The organism is Halogeometricum rufum, from assembly GCF_900112175.1.
In the GTDB taxonomy this organism is placed as follows: Archaea; Halobacteriota; Halobacteria; order Halobacteriales; family Haloferacaceae; genus Halogeometricum; species Halogeometricum rufum.
The window spans coordinates 103,697-122,212 of the sequence record NZ_FOYT01000005.1 but is presented as its reverse complement, the minus strand read 5'-3'; the positions used below and the strand labels follow the sequence as shown (position 1 = coordinate 122,212).

Below are 18,516 nucleotides of genomic sequence, written 5' to 3'. Positions count from 1 at the left end.
TGCGCTCTGGGAAAAAAAGATATAGGCGCGTCTGACTGTCCGCCCGGCCGCGACGACGACCCGCCGACTACCCGCCGAACTCCGACTCGGCCACGCGAACGACCACCGTCTCCGCCACGTCGCGGAGGTCGTAGGACGGTATCGACCCGTCCGGGCGGCGCGAGACGTACATCGGTTCGACCAGTCGTCCGTCCTCGACGCCGTAGACGGCGAGGAGTTCCTTCGTCTCCTCCGGGCGGACGTCGCCGTCGCGGACGCCCTCCGCGAGGCGGCGCGAGAGCCACTCGTCGCCGGAGATGCTCGGCTCCATCACGAACACGTGGTCGACGAAGCGGACGAGATACCAGTTCAGGTCGTTACACAGCGAGACGGCGGCGCCGATGCTCACGGTGTCGACGGCAAGCGAGTTCTCGAACGGGTCGTAAATCTCGTAGGTCGAGAGGGCGGCCCGCGCCGTGTCTCTCGACAGCAGTTCGTACTGCACGTTCACGTCGGGCGACCCGACGAAACAGACCCGCGTCACGTTCGGTCACCTGACGCGGGCGGGCTTTATCGGTTCCGATGCGGCGGCCGCGCCGTCAGTCGATGCGGTCGAACGTCGACACCCACTCGTCCGCGCACGTCTCGTCACAGAACGAGAGGAGTCTGCGCTCCCGCGTCAACTTCTCGCGGCGGGTCCGCGGACGTTCGCGGTCGAGTTCTACTTGATAGTGGGCGTCGTCGAGTTCGACGGTCGCATCGCACGCCGGGCAGGTGTCGCTCCCGCGACGCCACCGGGCACGGGGAGTGACCTGCCTGACGGTCCACCCCGCACCGGCGTTCGAGGAGGAGGGGCGACGAGTCTCTGTCATCGGACGAACGTACGCGCTTCAGCTATGTAAATCCATTTTACACCGGTCGTTCATTGGAAAACACGTACGTTCGTGTAGTTATCTCTCGGCACGGGACAGATACTCACACAACCGCCGGACCGCCGCGGTCGGCTCAGTCGAGGTCCGCCACCGAGGCGGACTCGCCGGCGTCGCGCGCCATCGCGAGTAGTTCGTCGGGTTCGCGGTCGACCACCGCGTCGAGGGAGGCGTTCGTCTCCGGGTGCGCCGGCGCGACACGCTCACAGCCGGCGGGGAGCGTCGAGTCGTCGTACGTGCCGATTCGCCGGGCTTCGGCGACGATGTCGGACTTGTCCGCCGTCAGGAGGGGGCGGTGGACCGGGATCGTCGCCGCCGCGTCCGTCGCGGCGATGTTCGCGCCGGTCTGACTCGACTTCTGTCCGAGGGACTCGCCCGTCGCGACGGCGTGGGCGCCGTCCCGTCGGGCGACTGCCTCCGCCATCACCAGCATGGCCCGGCGGAGCGACAGCATGCGGGTGTCGCCGACGTCGGCGACGAGTCGGTCCACCACCGCCGACCCGTCCACGACGCGGGGGCGGACGTCCTCGCCGGGGGCGCGTTCGGCGAGCGTCCGTATCACCTCGAACGCCCGGGCGCGGTGGTCCGCCCCGCCGTAGTCGCCGAGGTCCACGTAGACGGGTAGCGGGACGCACCCGCGACGCATCAGTCGCCACGCCGCGACGGGCGAGTCGATGCCGCCGCTGACGAGGACTGCCACGCGCCCCTGCGTGCCGAGGGGGAGCCCGTTCGGGCCCTCGAACCGGACGGTGGAGACGAACGCGTCGTCGCCGCGGACCTCGATTCGGTACGTCCGGTCGGGGTCGTCCAACTCGACGGGCGCGCCCGTCAGTTCCTCGACGAGTCGGCCGCCCTCGACGTTCAGGTCCCGACCGGAGAACGCGTGTCTGTCCGCGGGGCCGACCCGCGTGCCGTCGACGGCGAACGACTCCTCGGGTCCGTGGTCGCGGGCGAGCGTTCGGAGTGCGTCGAAGACGGCGTCCCGCGTCGCCTCGACCACGAGGACGGGGCGGGCGAACGCGACGCCGGGGAGCGTCGCCACCGCTTCGGCGACGGCCTCCGGACGGGGCGTGCGGACGACGAGACGGGACCACCGCCGGTCCACCTCGCCAGCGATGCCGCGGGTTTCGAGGAGTGAGCGGACGCTCCCGGCCAACCGGTCGGCCATCTTCGCGCGCACCTCGCTGCTCTTGGTTCCGAACTCGCCGAATCCGACGAGGACGGCGTCCGCTTCGGTCACAGACGGGCTACTGTGTCCACCGATATGAGGCTAGCGTCTCGGCCGAGTCGCGACCGATGACGCCTCCCGGTCCGCACTCAGAACCGGTCCATCCGGAACAGGTCGGTGTCGTGGTCGGTGGTCCCGTCGAGGGCGAGGTCCGCGAGTACCTCCCCGACGACGCTCGCGAACTTGAAGCCGTGACCCGAGAAGCCCGCGCCGACGGTGACCTGCGGGTGGTCGGGGTGTCTGTCGAGGACGAAGTGGCCGTCCGGGGTGTTGGTGAACAGGCACGTGGCGAGTTTCATCGTCGGCCCGGCCCCCGTCGGGAAGCAGCGTTCGGCGTAGTCTCGGAGCACCCGTTCGTCCGCGGGGCGCGGTTCGCGGTCCATCTCGTCGGGGTCGACCGTCTCCTCGAAGTGGTTGAAGCGCCCGAACTTGAAGCCCGGAACGTCGTGTCTGGGGAAGCCGTAGTAGTGGGCGTCACCGTCTTCGTGGACGAACACTGGGAAGTTCTCCGGGTCGAACGCCGCCGGGTCGGTCGGCTGAAGCCACGCGAGCACCTGCCGTTCGGGGACGGCGACGCCGCGGAGTTCGGGGACGAGTTTCGGCGCCCACGCGCCCGCGGTCACGACGAGTCGGTCCGCCTCGTACGTCCCCTTCGGCGTCGTCACCCGCACGCCGCCGTCGGGCAACGGCGCGAAGTGCCGCATCGGTTCGCGCGCCCGAATCTCCGCGCCCTCGGCCTGCGCGGCCTCGACGTGGGCGACGATGCACTGCTCTGGGACGAGGAAACCGCCGTCGGGTTGGTAGACGGCGCGGTGGCCCTCGGGCAGGTCGTACCCCGGGAACCGTTCGTTCACCTCGGCCGCCGAGAGCAGTTCGTGGTCGATTCCGTGGGCCTCGCAGGACCGCCGCGACCCGTCGAACACCTGACTGTCGGGCGGTCCGGCGTCGATGCCGCCCGTGACGAAGAGCAGGTCGCGTCCGGTTCGCTCCTCCAACGCCCGCCACAGGTCGTAGGACCGTTCGACGAGGGGGACGTACGCCGGGTGTTCGTACTGCGCTCTCCGGATGATTCTGGTCACCCCGTGCGAGGAACCCCTCTCGTGCGGGATGTCGTAGCGCTCCAGTCCGAGGACGTCCGCCCCGCGGGCCGCCAGGTGGAACGCCGTCGCACTTCCCATGCCGCCGACGCCGACGACGACGGCGTCGTATCGACTCTGCATGGTCGCCGTTCCCGGCCGGCGGTAAAGTAACTGCTGTCGAACGCGTCGCCGGCGTACCCCGACGGGGTCGTGCGTCTATATACTCCACGTTTGTGAACTAATATCAAGGTGTGGCGCATAGGTTACCAATATAAAACGCTTAATGCGGTCGTGGTCATCGGTTCGTAACGAGTGACCGCGGAAAACGTGCCGTACGTTCGAACATCTACTGCCGAACTCCGCTGATGGAAGATACATTGGGAATCGAACCGTACGAACCGGACGATATCGACGTCGACCTGACCGACCCGCAGTTCTACCTCAACCGTGAACTGAGCGAGATGGAGTTCCAGCGCCGCGTCCTCCACGAGGCGCTGGACGACCGGCAACCGCTCCTCGAACGCGTCCGCTTCCTCTCGCTGTTCACGAAGAACATGGACGAGTTCTTCATGAAACGGGTCGGCGGGCTCAAACAGCAGATAGACGCCGACGTGACCGAACAGACCGTGGACGGTCGCACGCCGAGACAGCAGTTGACGGAGGTGCTGGAGAAGGCCCGGCCGATGTTCCGCGCGCAGGCCGAGTGTTACCTCGACGAGATTCGCGGCGCCCTCGCCGACGAGGGTATCTACGTCCACGGCTACGACGACCTGACCGCGTCCCAACGGGAGCGGATGCGACAGTACTTCGAGGAGTCGGTCCTCCCGACGCTGACGCCGCTTGCGTTCGACCCCGCGCATCCGTTCCCGTTCATCTCCAATCTCAGCCTCTCGCTGGCCGTGATGACGCGGCCCGACGCCGGCGAGGAACCGACGTTCACGCGCGTGAAGATTCCGCAGAACCGCCCGCGACTCGTCGAAGTCGACGACGACGAGTACGTCCTGCTGGAGGAGGTCATCCGCTCGAACCTCGACCTCCTGTTCCCGAACGTCGAAGTCGTCGACACCACGGTGTTCCGCCTCACGCGCAACGCGGAGGTGCGGCGGAACGAGGAAGTCGCCGAGGACCTCATCGACATGATTCAGGAGGTCATCGAGCAACGCCGCTTCGCCACCGTCGTCCGCCTCGAAGTCGAGGAGGACGCCCCCGAAGTCGTGGTGGACCTCCTGCGGGAGCAACTCGACATCGCCGAGGACGAGGTGTTCCGTCTCCCCGGGCCCCTCGACCACCGCGAGTTCATGTCGCTCGTGGACTTCGACCGACCGGACCTGAAACTCGACTCGTGGACGCCGCAGTTGCACCCGCGACTCGAACGCGGCACCGGACCGACCGAGGTGTCGGCGGAGTCGACGCCGACGGTGTTCTCGGAGATTCGCCGCGACGACATCCTGTTGCACCACCCGTACCACTCCTTCGACGACACCGTCCAGCGGTTCCTCGACGAGGCGGCCACGGACCCCGACGTCCTCGCCATCAAGGCCGCCATCTACCGGACGGCCTCGGACTCGCAGGTCATCCAGAGCCTCATCGAGGCCGCCGAGAACGGCAAGCAGGTGGCGGTGATGGTCGAGTTGAAGGCGCGGTTCGACGAGCAGAACAACCTGGAGTGGGTCCGCCGACTGGAGGAGGAGGGCATCCACGTCGCCTACGGCACCATCGGCCTGAAGACGCACACGAAGACGGCGCTGGTCGTCCGCGAGGAGGACGACGGCGTGCAGTTGTACTCGCACGTCGCCACCGGCAACTACCACTCCGAGACGGCGAAGGGCTACGTCGACCTCGGTCTGCTCACGGCCGACCGAGACATCGGGCAGGACCTCGTGAAGGTGTTCAACTTCTTCACCGGCCCTTCGCTGGACGAGCAGTTCCGCAAACTCCTCATCGCGCCGGTGACGATGCGCGAGGAGTTCACCCGCTACATCCGCAAGGAGGCCCGGTACGCGCTACACGGCGAGGACGCCCGCATCGTCGTCAAGGTGAACGGACTGGAGGACCCGAAGATGGTCGAGGAGTTGTACCGCGCGTCGATGGCCGGCGTGGACGTCGACCTCGTGGTGCGGGACATCTGCCGCCTCCGCCCGGGACTCGACGACGTGAGCGAGAACGTCACCGTCCACAGCGTCGTGGACCGCTTCCTCGAACACTCGCGCATCTTCTACTTCGAGAACGGCGGGAGCCCCCCGCCCTCGCGGGCGACCGGTGACGCCGGCGGCGACCCCGCGTGGTTCATCGGGTCGGCCGACTGGATGGAACGCAACCTCGACAAGCGCGTGGAGGCCGTCGCGCCGGTCGAGGACCGCGACATCCGCGAGCAACTCCGGTTCGTCCTCGAACTGTCGATGACCGACAACCGCAAGCGGTGGACGATGAACGCGGACGGGTCGTACGACCAGCAACACCCCGCGGACGGCGAACCAGTCGTCAACATGCAGTCGATTCTGATGGAGCAGGCGGCGTCCGCGCACGGCCGGGACGCGACCCGCGGCATCCCCACCGGCCACCCGGCCGTGTCCGAAGAACTCCTCGTCGCGCCCCGGTCCGAGACGGGAAGCGAGGACGGCAGCGACGGGGCCGGTGCCGGCGACGAAGTGGAGGCCGGCGACGAGGTGGCCCTCGGTAACGGGAGCGACGCGAGCGCCGAGAGCGACGCCGGCGACGAACCCGAGGAGTCGCCCTCGGCGACGGGCGTCGCGAGAGACGGGGGCCCCGACGACCCCGACCTGCCGCAGGTGATGCGCGACCACGCGGACCGCTGGTACGTCCCCGACAGTCGCCGCTACGACTACGCGGTTCGGACGCCGGAGGGGGACCGCCAGTACCGGAAGACGCGCGAGGCGGCGGAGAAGTTACTGCGCCGGTACTACGCCTAGAACGTCGACATCTCGCCGTCGATGACGCGGCGCGTCACGTTCGTCACGTTCGCGAGTTTCTCGTCGATGATGGCCTCGACGTCGGCCTCGATGTCGCCGAGTTCGACGCCCTCGTCGGTGACGACTTTCGCGTCGGCGACGTGCGGTTCGTCGATGGGGCGACCGATCTGCGAGAGCAGACGCACCTGCAGGTCGCGGATGCCGTCCACGTCGGCGACGACGGCCTCGGCGATGTCCGTCGAGAGGAGGTTGTATATCTTCCCGATGTGGTTGACGGGGTTCTTCCCGGACGTCGCCTCCATGCTCATCGGGCGGTTGGGCGTGATGAGGCCGTTCGCGCGGTTGCCGCGCCCGACGGACCCGTCGTCGCCCATCTCTGCGCTCGTGCCCGTGACGGTGAGGTAGATGGACCCTTCGTCGTAGTCGTCGGCGGTGTTCACGTCCACGTTCACCCCGCGGTCGGTGTGTTTGGTGGCGACGTCGGAGACGTAGCCCCGGACGTGTTCGACGGCGTCTTTGTATTCCGCCAGCGTGTCGATGTGGCTGTCGACCATCGCGGCGGCGACGGTGATGTCTATCTGGTCGTCCTCGCGCTTGCCCATCACCTTCACGTCCGGCCCGAGGTAGGGGTGCCGCTCGGCGTACGGCCCGTTCAGTTGCCGTTCGACGTCGAGGACGATGCTCTCGGTCTCCGTCAGGGGGGCGTGGCCGACGCCGAACGACGTGTCGTTCGACATCGGAATCTGGGCCGTCTCCTCGCCGAAGACGTCCTGCAGGTCGCCGGACCCCTCGCCGAGTTTCACGTCCACGATGACGTCCGTCCCGAACTCCAGTTCGGGGATGTTCTCCCGGAGGTAGTCGCGGGCGGCCTTCAGGGCGACGGCGTCGACGGGGAGTTTCTTCCCGTCGTACTTCTTGGTCGCGCGCCCGACGAGGAGGATGTAGATGGGTTCGATGACCTCGCCGCCGCCGTAGGCGGGCGAGGACTCGCCGGCGACGAGTTGGGTCTCGTCGGTGTTGTAGTGGAGGACTTTACCGACCCGGTCGAGGTAGAGGTTCGAGAGGGCGCGGGAGACGTTCTCTGCGATGCCGTCGGCGATAGAGTCGGGGTGGCCGATGCCCTTTCGCTCGACGATTTCGACGCTCTGGTCTTCGACGGCCAGTCGCTCGACCGCCTCGATTTTGATGTTCCGCTCGGTCATTGACTGCCCCTCGGACCCACTCGGTGCTATAACTTGCGGAAAACATCGGCCACCGAAGTATTACTATGGGGCATTACCCCGCCGCGATGCGGCTCAGTCGTCGAGGAGGAGGCCGAGGTAGGAGGTGCGAATCTGGTCGTCCGGGTCGAGGCCGAGGTCGCGGAGGACGGCGAACGCGCCGTCGCGCGCGGCGTCTATCTCGTCTTCGGACCGCGCCGCCGTCTCGACTTCCACGAACTCACCGAGGTCCGTCACCGCGTCCAGCGTGACGGTGTAGCCGTCGAGGCGGTAGAAGTCGCGCTCTTTCTCCACCGTCGCGACGGGTTCGAAGCCGAGTCCCGAGAGAACGCCGTCGGCGCTCTCGTCGTCGCCGACGACCGTCTCGTGTTCGGTGCGCGTCTTCGAGTCGGCGTCGACGCGCGGTCCCTTGTAGGTGAGTTTCGTCGTCGTCTCCGACCCGTCGCCCTCGTCGGGGTCGGTCGTCTCGCCGGGGTACCGCGTCTCGCGGCGGACGCGAAGCGCCTCGTCCGTCTCCGCGAAGTCGCGGTGCGGCGCGCCGTAGTACGTGTCACGCTGCGTGACGCTCGATTCGTGGGCCGCGCCCGCGTCGACGAGTCGCTCGCGGACCGCCTCGTGGTCGGCGGGGAGTTTGACCTCGACTTCGTACATGTACGCAGGCTTTCCGCGCCCGACCAAAAGGTGTGCGCTCTGCCGTCGTCGTCGGCCGTTCGACCCGCCCCGCGCCTCCCGTCGAGCCGGTCCCGATTCTCATCATCTTACAAATGTAATCATTTATCATCTGCTACACTCTATCGTGACAAGTGATACCATGAGTGGAGAACTCACGGAACGAGAGTCAGTCGGCGTCGAGGAGACGCTGGAGTCGTTCGAGATACCGATAACGAGGAACGTCGTCCTCGTCGCGATGCTCGGCGGCTTCGCCGGGACGGTACTGATGCTGCCGGTACTGGTCGGCGTCCCGGGGCTGTTGGGGCTGTTCCAGACCGAACCGATAACCCAGTTCGCCGGGTTCGCGGGCTTCTTCGGCCTCGAACCGACGCTGGCGCTCGGCGTCCTCCTGTTCGGGTTGGGGGGCACCATCGTCCTGCCGTTGACGTTCCTCGTCCTCGGCGCGTTCCTCCCGCCGGCGGAACCGCGGTACCTCCGCGGCGCGACGTTCGCGACGTTCTTCTGGACGGGGTTCGTCCCGGCCTTCTGGCCCGACGCGGCAGCCGTCACCGTCGTCGTCTTCCTCCTCTTCTCGCTCCTCGCACACTGGGTGTACGGACTGACGCTCGGCGTGGTCCTCCACCGAACGACCGGCATCCCGCAGCATCAGGTCTGACCGCGCGCTCGGTTCTCCTCGTTCCGTCTTCGCTCTCGGCCGCCCTTCGATAGCGGCCGGTCCGGCGTCGTCCGGGCCGGTCGCCACGCAATAGATAAATACGATTAATAATAATTATCGACAAGAGTTCACATGTACCACGGTACCGCGGGTGACGCCGTCCCGGTCCTCTTGCAGTCGGGGTTGGTTCCCCGGGGGACACGCGCGTACGTGTTCAGGAGCATCTACGAGGTGTTCCTGCTCCTCGGGGCGGTCGTCGCCGTCGTCGTCATCGGCTACATGCTGTACAACGCGTACAAGTACCGCGCCGGAAACGGATACGACGCGGACGTGGACCGCCCCGTCCTCGGCGAACTCCCGACGGGCGGCGGCGGGGGGAAGAAACTGTTCACCTCCTTCCTCCTGAGTACCATCGTCGTCATCTCGCTCGTCTCGTGGACGTACGGCACCCTCCTGTTCGTCGAGGAGGGGCCGCAGGCCGACGACACGATGGAGGTCGAAGTCGAGGGCTACCAGTTCGGCTGGCGGTTCACCTACCCGAACGGCCACACCACCGACGGCGTCCTGCGGGTGCCGGAGAACCGGTCCGTCCGACTCGTCGTCACCTCCGACGACGTGTTCCACAACTTCGGTATCCCGGAGTTGCGCGTGAAGACGGACGCCATCCCCGGTCAGGAGACGGAGACGTGGTTCCGCGCGAACGAGACGGGCACCTACACCGCGCAGTGTTACGAACTCTGCGGGGCCGGCCACTCGTTCATGACGGCGGACGTCGTCGTGATGGAACCCGAGGAGTACGAATCGTGGTACGCGAGTACCGAACGGAACGCCAGCGCTGAGAACGCCACCACGGAGGCCGGAGCATGAGTCACGACGACCGGACCGACGACACCGACGACCGACGGACCGACACGAAGTACCACCCCGACGGCGACGACGCGACCGAACCGGCGTCCGACGCGGACCGCCGCGGCGACGGCGGCCACCGGTCGGACGGGGGGACGGCCGTCGGGAGCGAACTGACCGTCCCCGCGACGACGGACGACTACCCGGCCGAGGAGGAGTCGGGGTTCCCCGGCATGGGGACGATTCGCCGGTGGTTCGTCACGACCAACCACAAGGACGTCGGCATCCTCTACATCGTCACGTCGCTGTTCTTCCTCGTCCTCGGCGGCGTCCTCGCGTGGTTGCTCCGCGTCCAACTGTGGGCGCCGCGGACGCCGACGACGACGGTGCTCGAACCGCTGGCGTACAATCAGGCCGTCTCCGCGCACGGGCTCATCATGGTGTTCTGGTTCCTCTCGCCGTTCGCGTTCGGCTTCGCCAACTACGTCGTCCCCCTCCAGATAGGGGCGAAGGACCTCGCGTTCCCCCGTCTGAACGCGCTGTCGTACTGGCTCTACCTGTTCTCGGGCATCCTGTTCGGCGTCTCCTTCTTCCAGGGCGGCACGTTCGCCGGCGGGTGGACGATGTACGCGCCGTTGAACGTCCCCACGTTCACGCCGGACGTGGGGGCGAGCACGGCGGTGTTGGCGCTCGTCCTGTTCGTCGCCAGCGTCACCGTCTCGTCGGTGAACTTCCTCACCTCGATGCACACGATGCGGGCGGAGGGGTTGACGCTCAGGCGGTTGCCCCTGTTCACGTGGTCCATCCTGCTCACCGTCTGGATGATGCTGTTCGCGTTCGCCGCCCTACTGGCGGCGCTCATCATCCTCTCGTCGGACCGACTGCTCGGGACCACCTACTTCGCGCTGGAGTCGCCTGCCGGGTCGATGCTGTGGGCGCACCTGTTCTGGTTCTTCGGCCACCCCGAGGTGTACATCGTCTTCTTCCCCGCCCTCGGCGTGATGGCGGAGGTGTTCCAGACGTTCACCGGTCGGCGCATCGTCGGGCGCAAGTGGTTCATCGCGGCGATGGTGCTCGTCGCCCTGCAGAGCTTCGTCGTCTGGATGCACCACATGTTCCTGACGACCATCAACCTCCAGATAAAGACGCTGTTCATGATAACCACCATCGGCATCTCGCTGCCGTTCGACCTGATGGTGTTCGCGCTCATCTACACGATGCTGAAGGGGAAGATACGCTTCACCACGCCGTTCCTGTTCGTGTTCGGCGCGCTGTTGCTGTTCATCATCGGGGGAATCACGGGCGTCTTCCTCGGGGCCATCGTCTTGGACTACGAGTTCCGCGGCACCTACTGGGTGGTCGCGCACTTCCACTACGTGATGGTCGGCGGGGTGACGGCGCTGGTCGGCGGCCTCTACTACTGGTTCCCGAAGATAACGGGCCGGATGTACGACGAGTTCCTCGGGAAACTCCACTTCGGAATCTACTTCGTCGGCTTCAACCTGCTCTACTTCCCGCTGTTCGTCGCCTGGGAGACGCCTCGCCGCGTGTTCGACTACTCCGCCGGCCTCCAGATATGGCACCAACTCGCCACCGTCGGCGCGTTCGTCCTCGGCCTCTCGTTCGTCGTCATGTTCTACAACCTGACGAAGAGCGCGTTCTCCGGCGAACCCGTCGGCGACTGCCCCTGGGAGTTCGCGACGACGGCGGAGTGGGCCGTCCCCTCGCCGCCGCCGTTGGAGAACTTCCCCGGACTGCCGACGTATCGCGACGGGTCGCTCCGCTTCCGCGGCGAGTCGTCGGCGTCGGCGGACGGCGGGGCGGCGACGGACGGCGGAGAGGCCGAAGCGGCGACGGACGGCGGTGAGACGACCACCGACGAGTCCCGAGCCTCGTCGGACGTTCGGTCCGACGGCGGCGTCGCGACGGCGACGGCGACGCCGCCGGACGCCCACCACGACGAAGAACACGCGAGTCACGCCAGCATCTGGCCGTTCGTCGTCGGCCTCGGCGTCTTCTTCCTGTTCTTCGGGCTCTCGGGCCTCCGCGACGCCGCCTTCCCGGAGGGTGCGATGGGGAGCGTCTACCTCGGGGCCACCGTCCTCGGCGGCACCGTCACCCTCGGGTCGCTCGTCTTCATGGCGCTGGAACCGTTCCACGGGCCCGAACTCGTCGAGGGCGAGGCGTGGCCGTTCGGGGGACTGGAGTACGGCAAGGTGGGGATGTGGATATTCCTCGCCAGCGACGTGGTGCTGTTCGGCGGGTTCGTCGGCGCGTACGTCTTCACGCGCGTCGCGTTCGGGTGGACGGCGTGGGAGCCGATTCCCTCGAACCCCGTGCCCGGACTGGTGAACACCTACCTGCTCCTGACGAGCAGTTTCACCGTCGTGTTGGCCCTCGTCGCCGCGGAGAAGCGGAGTCGGTGGGGGGTGGTCGCCAGCCTCGTCACGACGTTCGTCCTCGGCGTGGGCTTCCTCGTCAACAAGGGCATCGAGTGGAACCACCTGTTCCACGAGGGACTGGGCCTCTCGACGAACATCCGCGCGTCGACGTTCTTCCTCACGACGGGCCTGCACGCCGCGCACGTCGTCGTGGGGCTAATCGTGACGCTCTACCTCGTCGCGCGCGCCTGGCGGGGGGCGTACCTCGACGACGCCAGTTCGGTGGAGTACTTCGGGCTCTACTGGCACTTCGTGGACATCGTCTGGCTGTTCCTGTTCCCGCTGTTCTACATCCTGTGAGGTGACAAGACATGAACACGAAACTGTACACGGCAATCTACGTGGTGTTGTTCGTCTCGGCGACGATTCAGGTGCTGGTCGAGTTCGCCGGGTTCGCGTACTGGACGGCGTTCGGTCTCATCATGGTGCTGTCGGCGATGAAGGCGGTGCTCGTCGCCGCCTACTTCCAGCACCTGCGGTGGGAACCGCGCTCTCTCACGTACCTCGTCGGTATCGGCCTCGCGGCGGCGTTGGCGCTCACGTTCGCGGCGTCGTACTCCATCCTGTGACCATGACCGCGAACGCCCGGACGCGACGGAGCCGATTCGACCGGACGGCCCTCGGCTACGCCCTCCTGTTCTCGGTGCCGATGGCCGTCGGTATCACTGTGATGATGCTGAAGGTGGTGGGCGGACCGCTCTCGACGCCTCTCGTCTTCGGACCCGGACTCGCCGTCGCCGTCGCCGTCTTCGCCCTCGTCGCCGTCGCCGCCACGGGCGGGGAGCCGGAGTAGCGCTTTTGTAGTTACGAGGTAACACACCACACAGACATGGACGGAGAGTCACTCGCGGTCGGCACGTCGATGGCCCTCACCTGCGCCGGACTCGTGGTCCTCCTCTACGGCGAGTACGCCGGGTTCACGGAGACGGCCGTTCCGGTGGGCGGCGTCGTCGCCCTCGCCGGCGTCGGTATCCTCACCGCGCACGTCGCGCGCCTGCCGGATCCCGAAGACGGCGAGACTGGTCACTGAGGCGGGCATCAGCCGGCGATGCTGAAGCCGACGATGCCGAGGATGACGAACGCGGCGTAGACGCTTCCGAGCGCCGCGACCACCTTCAGGTGGTAGAGGAACAGGTCGTCCTCCTCCTCCTCGCGCGCCGCCTCGTAGGCGGCCCGGTCCGCGGGCGTCCACTCGTCGGCGTGCGCCTCGCCGACGTGGAGGACGCGGAGCCGGTCGGTTCGGAACGGTCGCTCGCAGTACGGACAGGTCGAGACGGGCGTCTCGTCCGGTTCGAGGGCGGTTTCGGGCTGTATCTGTGTCTGGTTCATGGTTCTCGTTCAGGTCAGCGACTGCGCGACGGGTTGGGCGACGACCCAGAGGCTGGTCACGGTGTAGGCGACGGTGACGGCGACGAACGGGTACTGGCTCCGGAGCGGTTGGAGTCGGCCGGGGAACGCGTCGAACGACCGCGCGTGCGCCACCCAGACGGCGACGAGGTGCCCGCCGACCACGAGGGCGAGTTGGACGCCGCCGAACCACGCGGGGAGCGCGAGGACGGGGACGGCCGCCGGCGGCGACAGCGGCGAGGACGCGGCGGCGACGAGTGCCGGCGAGAGGCCGAGGAAGTAGCCGAGGAAGTGCGCGAGGTGGTAGCCGGCGGCGATGGGCAGGAGGGCGGGGGCGAACCACCCGGCGACGAACCGGGCGGTGACGTACGTGTCCGCCGTCGCTCGGGCGAGACGCGCCGCGAGGCGGTAGACGGCGAGGAAGCAGGCGAAGCCGACGAACGCGAAGACGAGGCTGTAGAGCCACGCCGGGACGCCGACGGCGGCGACGCGCGCCTGCGTCGCCTGCCACGCGACGGTGGCGACGACGCCGTCGTACGTCGTCACCCACAGGAGGGCGACGACGAACGCCACGTCGTCGCCGTCCATCGAGTCGGGATAGCGCACGAGCGCCGACCCCGGCACGCGGAGGGTCAGCCCCGCGTCCGTCCGCTGAATCGGCGCGAGGAGGCCGTACAGACGGAAGACGCGCGCGACGGGGTCGACGCGCTCGAACCACGACGGTCCGTACCGGACGGCGCCGGTGACGGTGACGGCGGTGTACCCGAGGACGGCGACGGCGAGGGCGCGCGGGTCAGAGGCGACGGGGCTGACGACTTCCACCCAGACGAGGACGACGAGTCCGACGACGGCCGGCCACGCCCCCGCGCGTTCGGGCAGAGAGCGCGGTTCGGTGCCGACGACGCGACGGACGCCGCGCGCCAGCGTGCGCCAGGGGTTCACGACGGGCCAGAGGTTCACCACGAGGTAGGTGGACATCGTGAACCCCGCCCACCACCCCACCCAGACGGTGAGGACGGCGAGGTTCGCGAGTGGGATTCGAGGCCCCGTCAGACCGGCCCAGACGACGCCCGCGAGGACGGCGACGCCCGCCCAGCGAACGACCGGGCGGAATCGGTCGGCGACGGCGGTGAGTCCGAGTCGCAGGCGACGCGCCGCGACGGCGTCGAGCGTCTCGGTGTCGGTGACGAAACTGGAGAACAGAAAGGAGACGCCGACGACGCCGCCGCCGGAGAGGAGGACCAACCAGAACGGCGCCGGCACCGTGCGAAGCGACCCGGCGAGGGACCCGGCGTGCGCCACCACCGGGCGGGAGAGCGTCGCCGCTCCGAGGACGACGGCGCAGAGGCGGAGCGCGCGAACGAGGGGGCGAGACATCGGCGTGCCGGCGCGTCAGAACGCTCCGAACAGTTTGAGGGCGACGGCGAGGACGAACAGCGACCCGATGGCCCACGCGCCGAGGAGGGCGGCCTGCGCGTTCTTCAGTCCGCGGTTCCGCGCGGAGACGAACGTCCCGTAGAAGACGTAGGACGAGAACACGAGTATCGTCGCCGCGAGGAGGAAGCCGCCGCCGAGGCCGGCCATCCCCGACACCTCCGCGCCGCCGACGAACAGGACGGTCGCGCCGCCGAACGCGAGGGCGGCGACGAGGAACGCGACGGTCCACACCATCGGACTGTCCGCGCCGCGACTCACCACCGACCGACCCCCGCCCGTCGTCGACCCGCCGGCGACGGAGTACTGCCGCCACCCCCGGCCCGTGAGGGCGACGACGGCGGCTATCAGCGCGACCCCGAGTGCGAAGCTGACCACCAGCGATTCTTGCGCCATGTCAACACTCACCTATCACGAACGATTGTTCGGTATCCATCATAAACCGTTCGCTCGTCGCACACCGGGACTCGAACGCGGTGGGCGGGCGGTAGCGGCTCGGAAACGGGCGTTCGACCCGCCAGAACTCGGCCGGATCGGCAATCGGCGAAACGTGATTCTTAAGGGTCGCACGAGAGATGTACCGCGTATGAGTGACGAACAGCAGGCGGAAGCCGAAGAGCAGGCAGACGCCGATGCAACGGAGGACGTCGAAGAAGAGGTCGCCGAGGAGGAGACCGAGGGCGGAATTCAGGACGGCGACTTCGTCCGACTCGCCTACACGGTCCGGACGGTCGAAGACGACACCGTCGTCGACACGACCGACGAAGCGGTGGCCGAAGAGGCCGAGATAGACACCGACGAGTACGAGTTCGAACCGCGAACCATCATCGTCGGTGCGGGCCACATCTTCGAGTCGGTGGACGACGAACTGATCGGCGCCGAAGTCGGCGACACGGGCACGGTCGACATCCCCGCCGCCGAGGCGTTCGGCGAGTTCGACGACGACGAGGTTCGCACGGTCAGCGCGAACAAGATCGACGAGGACGACCGCTACCCCGGCGCGCAGGTGCAGGTCGACGGCGACCAGGGCCGCGTCGAGACCATCATCGGCGGCCGCGCCCGCGTCAACTTCAACCATCCCCTCGCTGGCGAGGACCTCGAGTACGAGTACGAGATTCTCGAACTCGTCGAGGACCGCGAGGAGCAGGCCGGCGGTCTGCTCGGGATGTACCTCCAGCAGGTACCCGAGGTCTGGATCCAGACGGACGAGGTCGAAGAAGAGCAGGTCGTCGAATCCGACGACGAGGACGACGACTCCGAACCCGAAACGGAGACGGTCACCGTCGAGAAGGAGACGCTGTACATCGAGGCCACCCAGCAGATGACGATGAACCAGCAGTGGATGTTCTCGAAGCAGCAGATTGCGCAGGACCTCATGGACCGTCTGGACCTCGACCGCGTCATCGTCCAGGAGACCATCGAGGGCATGGGCGGCATGATGGGCGGCATGGGCGGTATGATGGGCGGCATGGGCGGCGCGGGCGGCGCCGACGCCGAGGACATCGAGGAAGCCATCGAGGACGTCGACGTCGACGCCGACGAACTCGTCGAAGAACTCGAAGGCGACGAAGAGTAACTCCCCGCGGGCGAATCCACGCATTCTTTTGCCGGTCGCGACGACTGACTCGACAGCGATGTCCGACGACTCGGCCGCGACGCTCGCAGTGCCCGACGACCTGAAGGTGGCCGCCGTCGCCGCGGCGTGTACGGTCGGGTTGACGCTCGTCCTCCGGTTCGTCCTCGCCCGCGACGCGCCGTACGTCGTCCGCCTGCTTCCTCTCGTCCCGTACTTCGCCGCCGTGTTCACGCGCCGCCTCGACCTCGGGGCGTTCGACACCGTGCGGAACTGGTCGGCGCTGACGCTCGCGGTGACGCTCGGAACGATACTCTACTACGCGGTGTAGGCGGCGGCCGGCGGGTCAGGCGATGTCCCTGCTGGTGTCGACGGCGACTTCGTCCGCGAGGCGGAGTTTGATAGTCTCCTCGGGGGCGCGGCCGCCGCGGAACTTCGGGACGGCGAGGCGGTTCTCTATCTCCGCGCCGTCGACGGCGGTCCGGAGGTCGAACACCACGTCCGCCATGTGTTTGGTGTACTTCCGGTTGGAGGGGTCCTCGCCCTTCATGCCGTGGAGGATGGCGAGTCCCCCCGTGTTGACCATGTGCGTCTGCAGGTCGTTCAGGAACGCGCGATACCGGACGGCGTCGGACGCCTCCAGCACGTCGACGACGTCGACGACGAGGTTCGCCCGTTCCGGCAGGTCGTGGACGAGTCGATTCGCCACGTCCAGGGGCGCTTCGCCGCCCACGCTGCGCACGGTTGGCGACCCCGCCCGTCCCAGCGTCCGGTCGATGGCGTCCCGCACCGCCTGGTCGGACCGGAGCGTCGTGAGGTACAGCGTCCCGCGGACGGCGGTGAGTTCGTAGAGGAACAGTTCCGACTGGCTCGCGGGGTCCGCGTCGAGGTAGACGATGCTCCCCGCCGGGAGGCCGCCGCCCAGTTCTCGGTCGAGAACCGTGATGCCAGTCGAGAGTCTGTCCGACACGACAGAGAGTATGACTGTCAGGGTTCATAGCTCTTTGCTAGCCTGTAACTTTTCTGCCACGTTCCGGTAGGCGCGACGCACGGCGTCGGCATCGAGGACGGGCGGATCCGCGGGCGGGACGGTACCGAGGACCGAACAGCCGAGCAGCGATTCGACGCCCGAGGGGACGACGCGCGACCGGACGAGGACGGCGCCGACGACGCGCGTGCCGAGGGCGTCGGCCATCGCGACGGTCTTCACCGTGTCGCGCAGGGCGGGCGCGCACGGCGGCGTCACCACGAGTGCGGCGTCCGCCTCGCGGAGGGGGGCGGCGGCGTCCGGGCCCGCACCGGCGGGGCAGTCGAGCAACGTCGCCTCCGTCGGCACGTCCCGGAGGCGTCGCAGGCGCGCCTCGGCGTCTCGCGAACGCGCCTCGCGTCCCTCGTCCCCGGTCGGCGGGGCCGGGTAGACGGTCACGCTCTCGTCGTCGGGGTGGGGGTGTCCGCGACGGTCCGACGGGGCGTCGCGCGGAACGCCCGCGAGGGCGTGGAGGTTCGGCATGTCCGTGTCGGCGTCGACGACGGCGGTGGCACCGTCGAGGGCGGCGGCGAGTCCGAGCGTCGTCGTCGTCTTCCCGCACCCGCCCTTGCCGCCGGCTATCGCGAGCATGGGGCGTCTGGTCCCCTCACCGTACAAAAAGTCGTGGCCGCGTCGAGCGCGCCCGGTTCAGTCCTGACAGCAACCGCCGGCCTCGCCGCCGAAGTCGACGGCGAGCGGTTCGGAGATGGCCTCGTTGACGGCTTCGAGTCGTTCCTGCAGGTCCGCCTGCGCCTCGAGATACTCCGCCATCACCGGCTTCGAGTGCAGGTCCTGCTGTGCGGACTGGACCTTCTGGAGGGCTTCCTGCGTCGCCTCCCCCGTCTGGCGCGACATCATGAACTCCTCGCGGAGACGCTGGAACTTCCGAATCTCCGCCTGTATCTCCTCGTCGTTCTCGACGGCCGCCTTCGCCTCCTCGAACGCCTCGTACTCGGGCGTCGCCGCGATGGCCTCGCCGAGTTCCTGCCCGAGTTCGTCGAGTCGGTCCGTCTGGATGCTCATAGACGGTGTTAGGAGCCGATTCGTTTGAACTTGCCGGAGGCGGAACGGTCGCGCGTCGGTCGCGCCGCCGCGCGTACCGCCGCCCGGGTCGGACGCGCCGGCGTGACGGAGCGGGGCGGTGCGGGAGACGCCA

The 18,516-nt window shown here is 67.9% G+C and carries 21 protein-coding genes; 9 read left to right on the top strand and 12 right to left on the bottom strand.

What is annotated here, in order from left to right; translation table 11 throughout:
* Positions 1-67: 67 nt before the first annotated feature.
* The 4 genes from BM310_RS18760 to solA all read right to left on the bottom strand — a co-directional run bounded on the left by BM310_RS18760 (position 68) and on the right by solA (position 3,356).
* Positions 68-523 (bottom strand): DUF5804 family protein, encoded by a 456-nt coding sequence (locus BM310_RS18760; RefSeq protein WP_089810688.1) that lies wholly within the window; start codon positions 521-523, stop codon positions 68-70.
* A gap of 55 nt (positions 524-578) precedes the next feature.
* Entirely contained in the window at positions 579-851 is a 273-nt protein-coding gene (locus BM310_RS18755) for a hypothetical protein (RefSeq protein WP_089810686.1), read from the bottom strand.
* 133 nt (positions 852-984) lie between these two features.
* A complete protein-coding gene (locus BM310_RS18750) occupies positions 985-2,148 on the bottom strand; it encodes a tRNA sulfurtransferase (protein ID WP_089810684.1) in 1,164 nt (387 codons plus the stop codon).
* 77 nt (positions 2,149-2,225) lie between these two features.
* Positions 2,226-3,356 carry an N-methyl-L-tryptophan oxidase gene (gene solA / locus BM310_RS18745; RefSeq protein WP_089810682.1) on the bottom strand — a complete coding sequence of 377 codons (1,131 nt, stop codon included), beginning with the start codon at positions 3,354-3,356 and terminating at the stop codon, positions 2,226-2,228.
* Between the two features lie 224 nt (positions 3,357-3,580).
* On the opposite strand from solA, the gene ppk1 reads away from it, so the two are divergent.
* Positions 3,581-6,145 carry a polyphosphate kinase 1 gene (gene ppk1 / locus BM310_RS18740; protein ID WP_089810680.1) on the top strand — a complete coding sequence of 855 codons (2,565 nt, stop codon included), beginning with the start codon at positions 3,581-3,583 and terminating at the stop codon, positions 6,143-6,145.
* Here ppk1 and BM310_RS18735 read toward each other — a convergent pair.
* Positions 6,142-7,347, bottom strand: coding sequence for a methionine adenosyltransferase (locus BM310_RS18735; protein WP_089810678.1), 1,206 nt, complete (start codon positions 7,345-7,347; stop codon positions 6,142-6,144). The genes ppk1 and BM310_RS18735 overlap by 4 nt on opposite strands.
* 93 nt (positions 7,348-7,440) lie before the next feature.
* Entirely contained in the window at positions 7,441-8,016 is a 576-nt protein-coding gene (gene cyaB / locus BM310_RS18730) for a class IV adenylate cyclase (protein WP_089810676.1), read from the bottom strand.
* Positions 8,017-8,176: 160 nt separating this feature from the next.
* On the opposite strand from cyaB, the gene BM310_RS18725 reads away from it, so the two are divergent.
* The 6 genes from BM310_RS18725 (at position 8,177) to BM310_RS18700 (ending at position 13,009) form a co-directional block, all read left to right on the top strand.
* Positions 8,177-8,692: a DUF6789 family protein gene (locus tag BM310_RS18725; protein ID WP_177232704.1), complete on the top strand. Its 516-nt coding sequence runs from the start codon at positions 8,177-8,179 to the stop codon at positions 8,690-8,692.
* A 132-nt stretch (positions 8,693-8,824) separates the two neighbouring features.
* Positions 8,825-9,559 carry a cytochrome c oxidase subunit II gene (gene coxB, locus BM310_RS18720; protein WP_089810673.1) on the top strand — a complete coding sequence of 245 codons (735 nt, stop codon included), beginning with the start codon at positions 8,825-8,827 and terminating at the stop codon, positions 9,557-9,559.
* Between the two features lie 212 nt (positions 9,560-9,771).
* A complete protein-coding gene (locus BM310_RS18715; protein ID WP_394328075.1) occupies positions 9,772-12,279 on the top strand; it encodes a cbb3-type cytochrome c oxidase subunit I in 2,508 nt (835 codons plus the stop codon).
* A gap of 11 nt (positions 12,280-12,290) precedes the next feature.
* Positions 12,291-12,548: a cytochrome C oxidase subunit IV family protein gene (locus tag BM310_RS18710; protein ID WP_089810672.1), complete on the top strand. Its 258-nt coding sequence runs from the start codon at positions 12,291-12,293 to the stop codon at positions 12,546-12,548.
* Positions 12,545-12,772 carry a hypothetical protein gene (locus BM310_RS18705; protein ID WP_089810670.1) on the top strand — a complete coding sequence of 76 codons (228 nt, stop codon included), beginning with the start codon at positions 12,545-12,547 and terminating at the stop codon, positions 12,770-12,772. The genes BM310_RS18710 and BM310_RS18705 overlap by 4 nt, the downstream gene beginning before the upstream one ends.
* A gap of 36 nt (positions 12,773-12,808) precedes the next feature.
* Complete coding sequence (locus tag BM310_RS18700; protein WP_089810668.1) at positions 12,809-13,009, top strand: hypothetical protein; 201 nt, start codon at positions 12,809-12,811, stop codon at positions 13,007-13,009.
* Positions 13,010-13,017: 8 nt separating this feature from the next.
* Here the strand turns inward: BM310_RS18700 and BM310_RS18695 are convergent, their stop codons facing one another.
* Genes BM310_RS18695 through BM310_RS18685 form a run of 3 tightly spaced genes read right to left on the bottom strand, consistent with a single transcriptional unit; the run spans position 13,018 to position 15,168 of the window.
* The gene (locus BM310_RS18695; protein ID WP_089810665.1) at positions 13,018-13,308 is read right to left on the bottom strand and encodes a DUF7410 domain-containing protein; all 291 of its coding nucleotides are present in this window, start codon (positions 13,306-13,308) and stop codon (positions 13,018-13,020) included.
* A gap of 9 nt (positions 13,309-13,317) precedes the next feature.
* Positions 13,318-14,703: a hypothetical protein gene (locus BM310_RS18690; RefSeq protein ID WP_089810663.1), complete on the bottom strand. Its 1,386-nt coding sequence runs from the start codon at positions 14,701-14,703 to the stop codon at positions 13,318-13,320.
* Positions 14,704-14,718: 15 nt separating this feature from the next.
* Entirely contained in the window at positions 14,719-15,168 is a 450-nt protein-coding gene (locus tag BM310_RS18685; RefSeq protein WP_394328074.1) for a hypothetical protein, read from the bottom strand.
* A 178-nt stretch (positions 15,169-15,346) separates the two neighbouring features.
* Here BM310_RS18685 and BM310_RS18680 point away from each other — a divergent pair, with 178 nt between their 5' ends.
* The gene (locus BM310_RS18680) at positions 15,347-16,336 is read left to right on the top strand and encodes an FKBP-type peptidyl-prolyl cis-trans isomerase (RefSeq protein ID WP_089810659.1); all 990 of its coding nucleotides are present in this window, start codon (positions 15,347-15,349) and stop codon (positions 16,334-16,336) included.
* A 58-nt stretch (positions 16,337-16,394) separates the two neighbouring features.
* Complete coding sequence (locus BM310_RS18675) at positions 16,395-16,664, top strand: hypothetical protein (protein WP_089810657.1); 270 nt, start codon at positions 16,395-16,397, stop codon at positions 16,662-16,664.
* A gap of 15 nt (positions 16,665-16,679) precedes the next feature.
* Here BM310_RS18675 and BM310_RS18670 read toward each other — a convergent pair whose 3' ends face one another.
* The 3 genes from BM310_RS18670 to BM310_RS18660 are packed head-to-tail and all read right to left on the bottom strand — an operon-like array spanning position 16,680 to position 18,383.
* Positions 16,680-17,303, bottom strand: coding sequence for an RAD55 family ATPase (locus BM310_RS18670; protein ID WP_089810654.1), 624 nt, complete (start codon positions 17,301-17,303; stop codon positions 16,680-16,682).
* Positions 17,304-17,327: 24 nt separating this feature from the next.
* Positions 17,328-17,951: a MinD/ParA family ATP-binding protein gene (locus BM310_RS18665; RefSeq protein WP_089810652.1), complete on the bottom strand. Its 624-nt coding sequence runs from the start codon at positions 17,949-17,951 to the stop codon at positions 17,328-17,330.
* A gap of 57 nt (positions 17,952-18,008) precedes the next feature.
* The gene (locus BM310_RS18660) at positions 18,009-18,383 is read right to left on the bottom strand and encodes a YlbF family regulator (RefSeq protein ID WP_089810649.1); all 375 of its coding nucleotides are present in this window, start codon (positions 18,381-18,383) and stop codon (positions 18,009-18,011) included.
* Positions 18,384-18,516 lie beyond the last annotated feature (133 nt).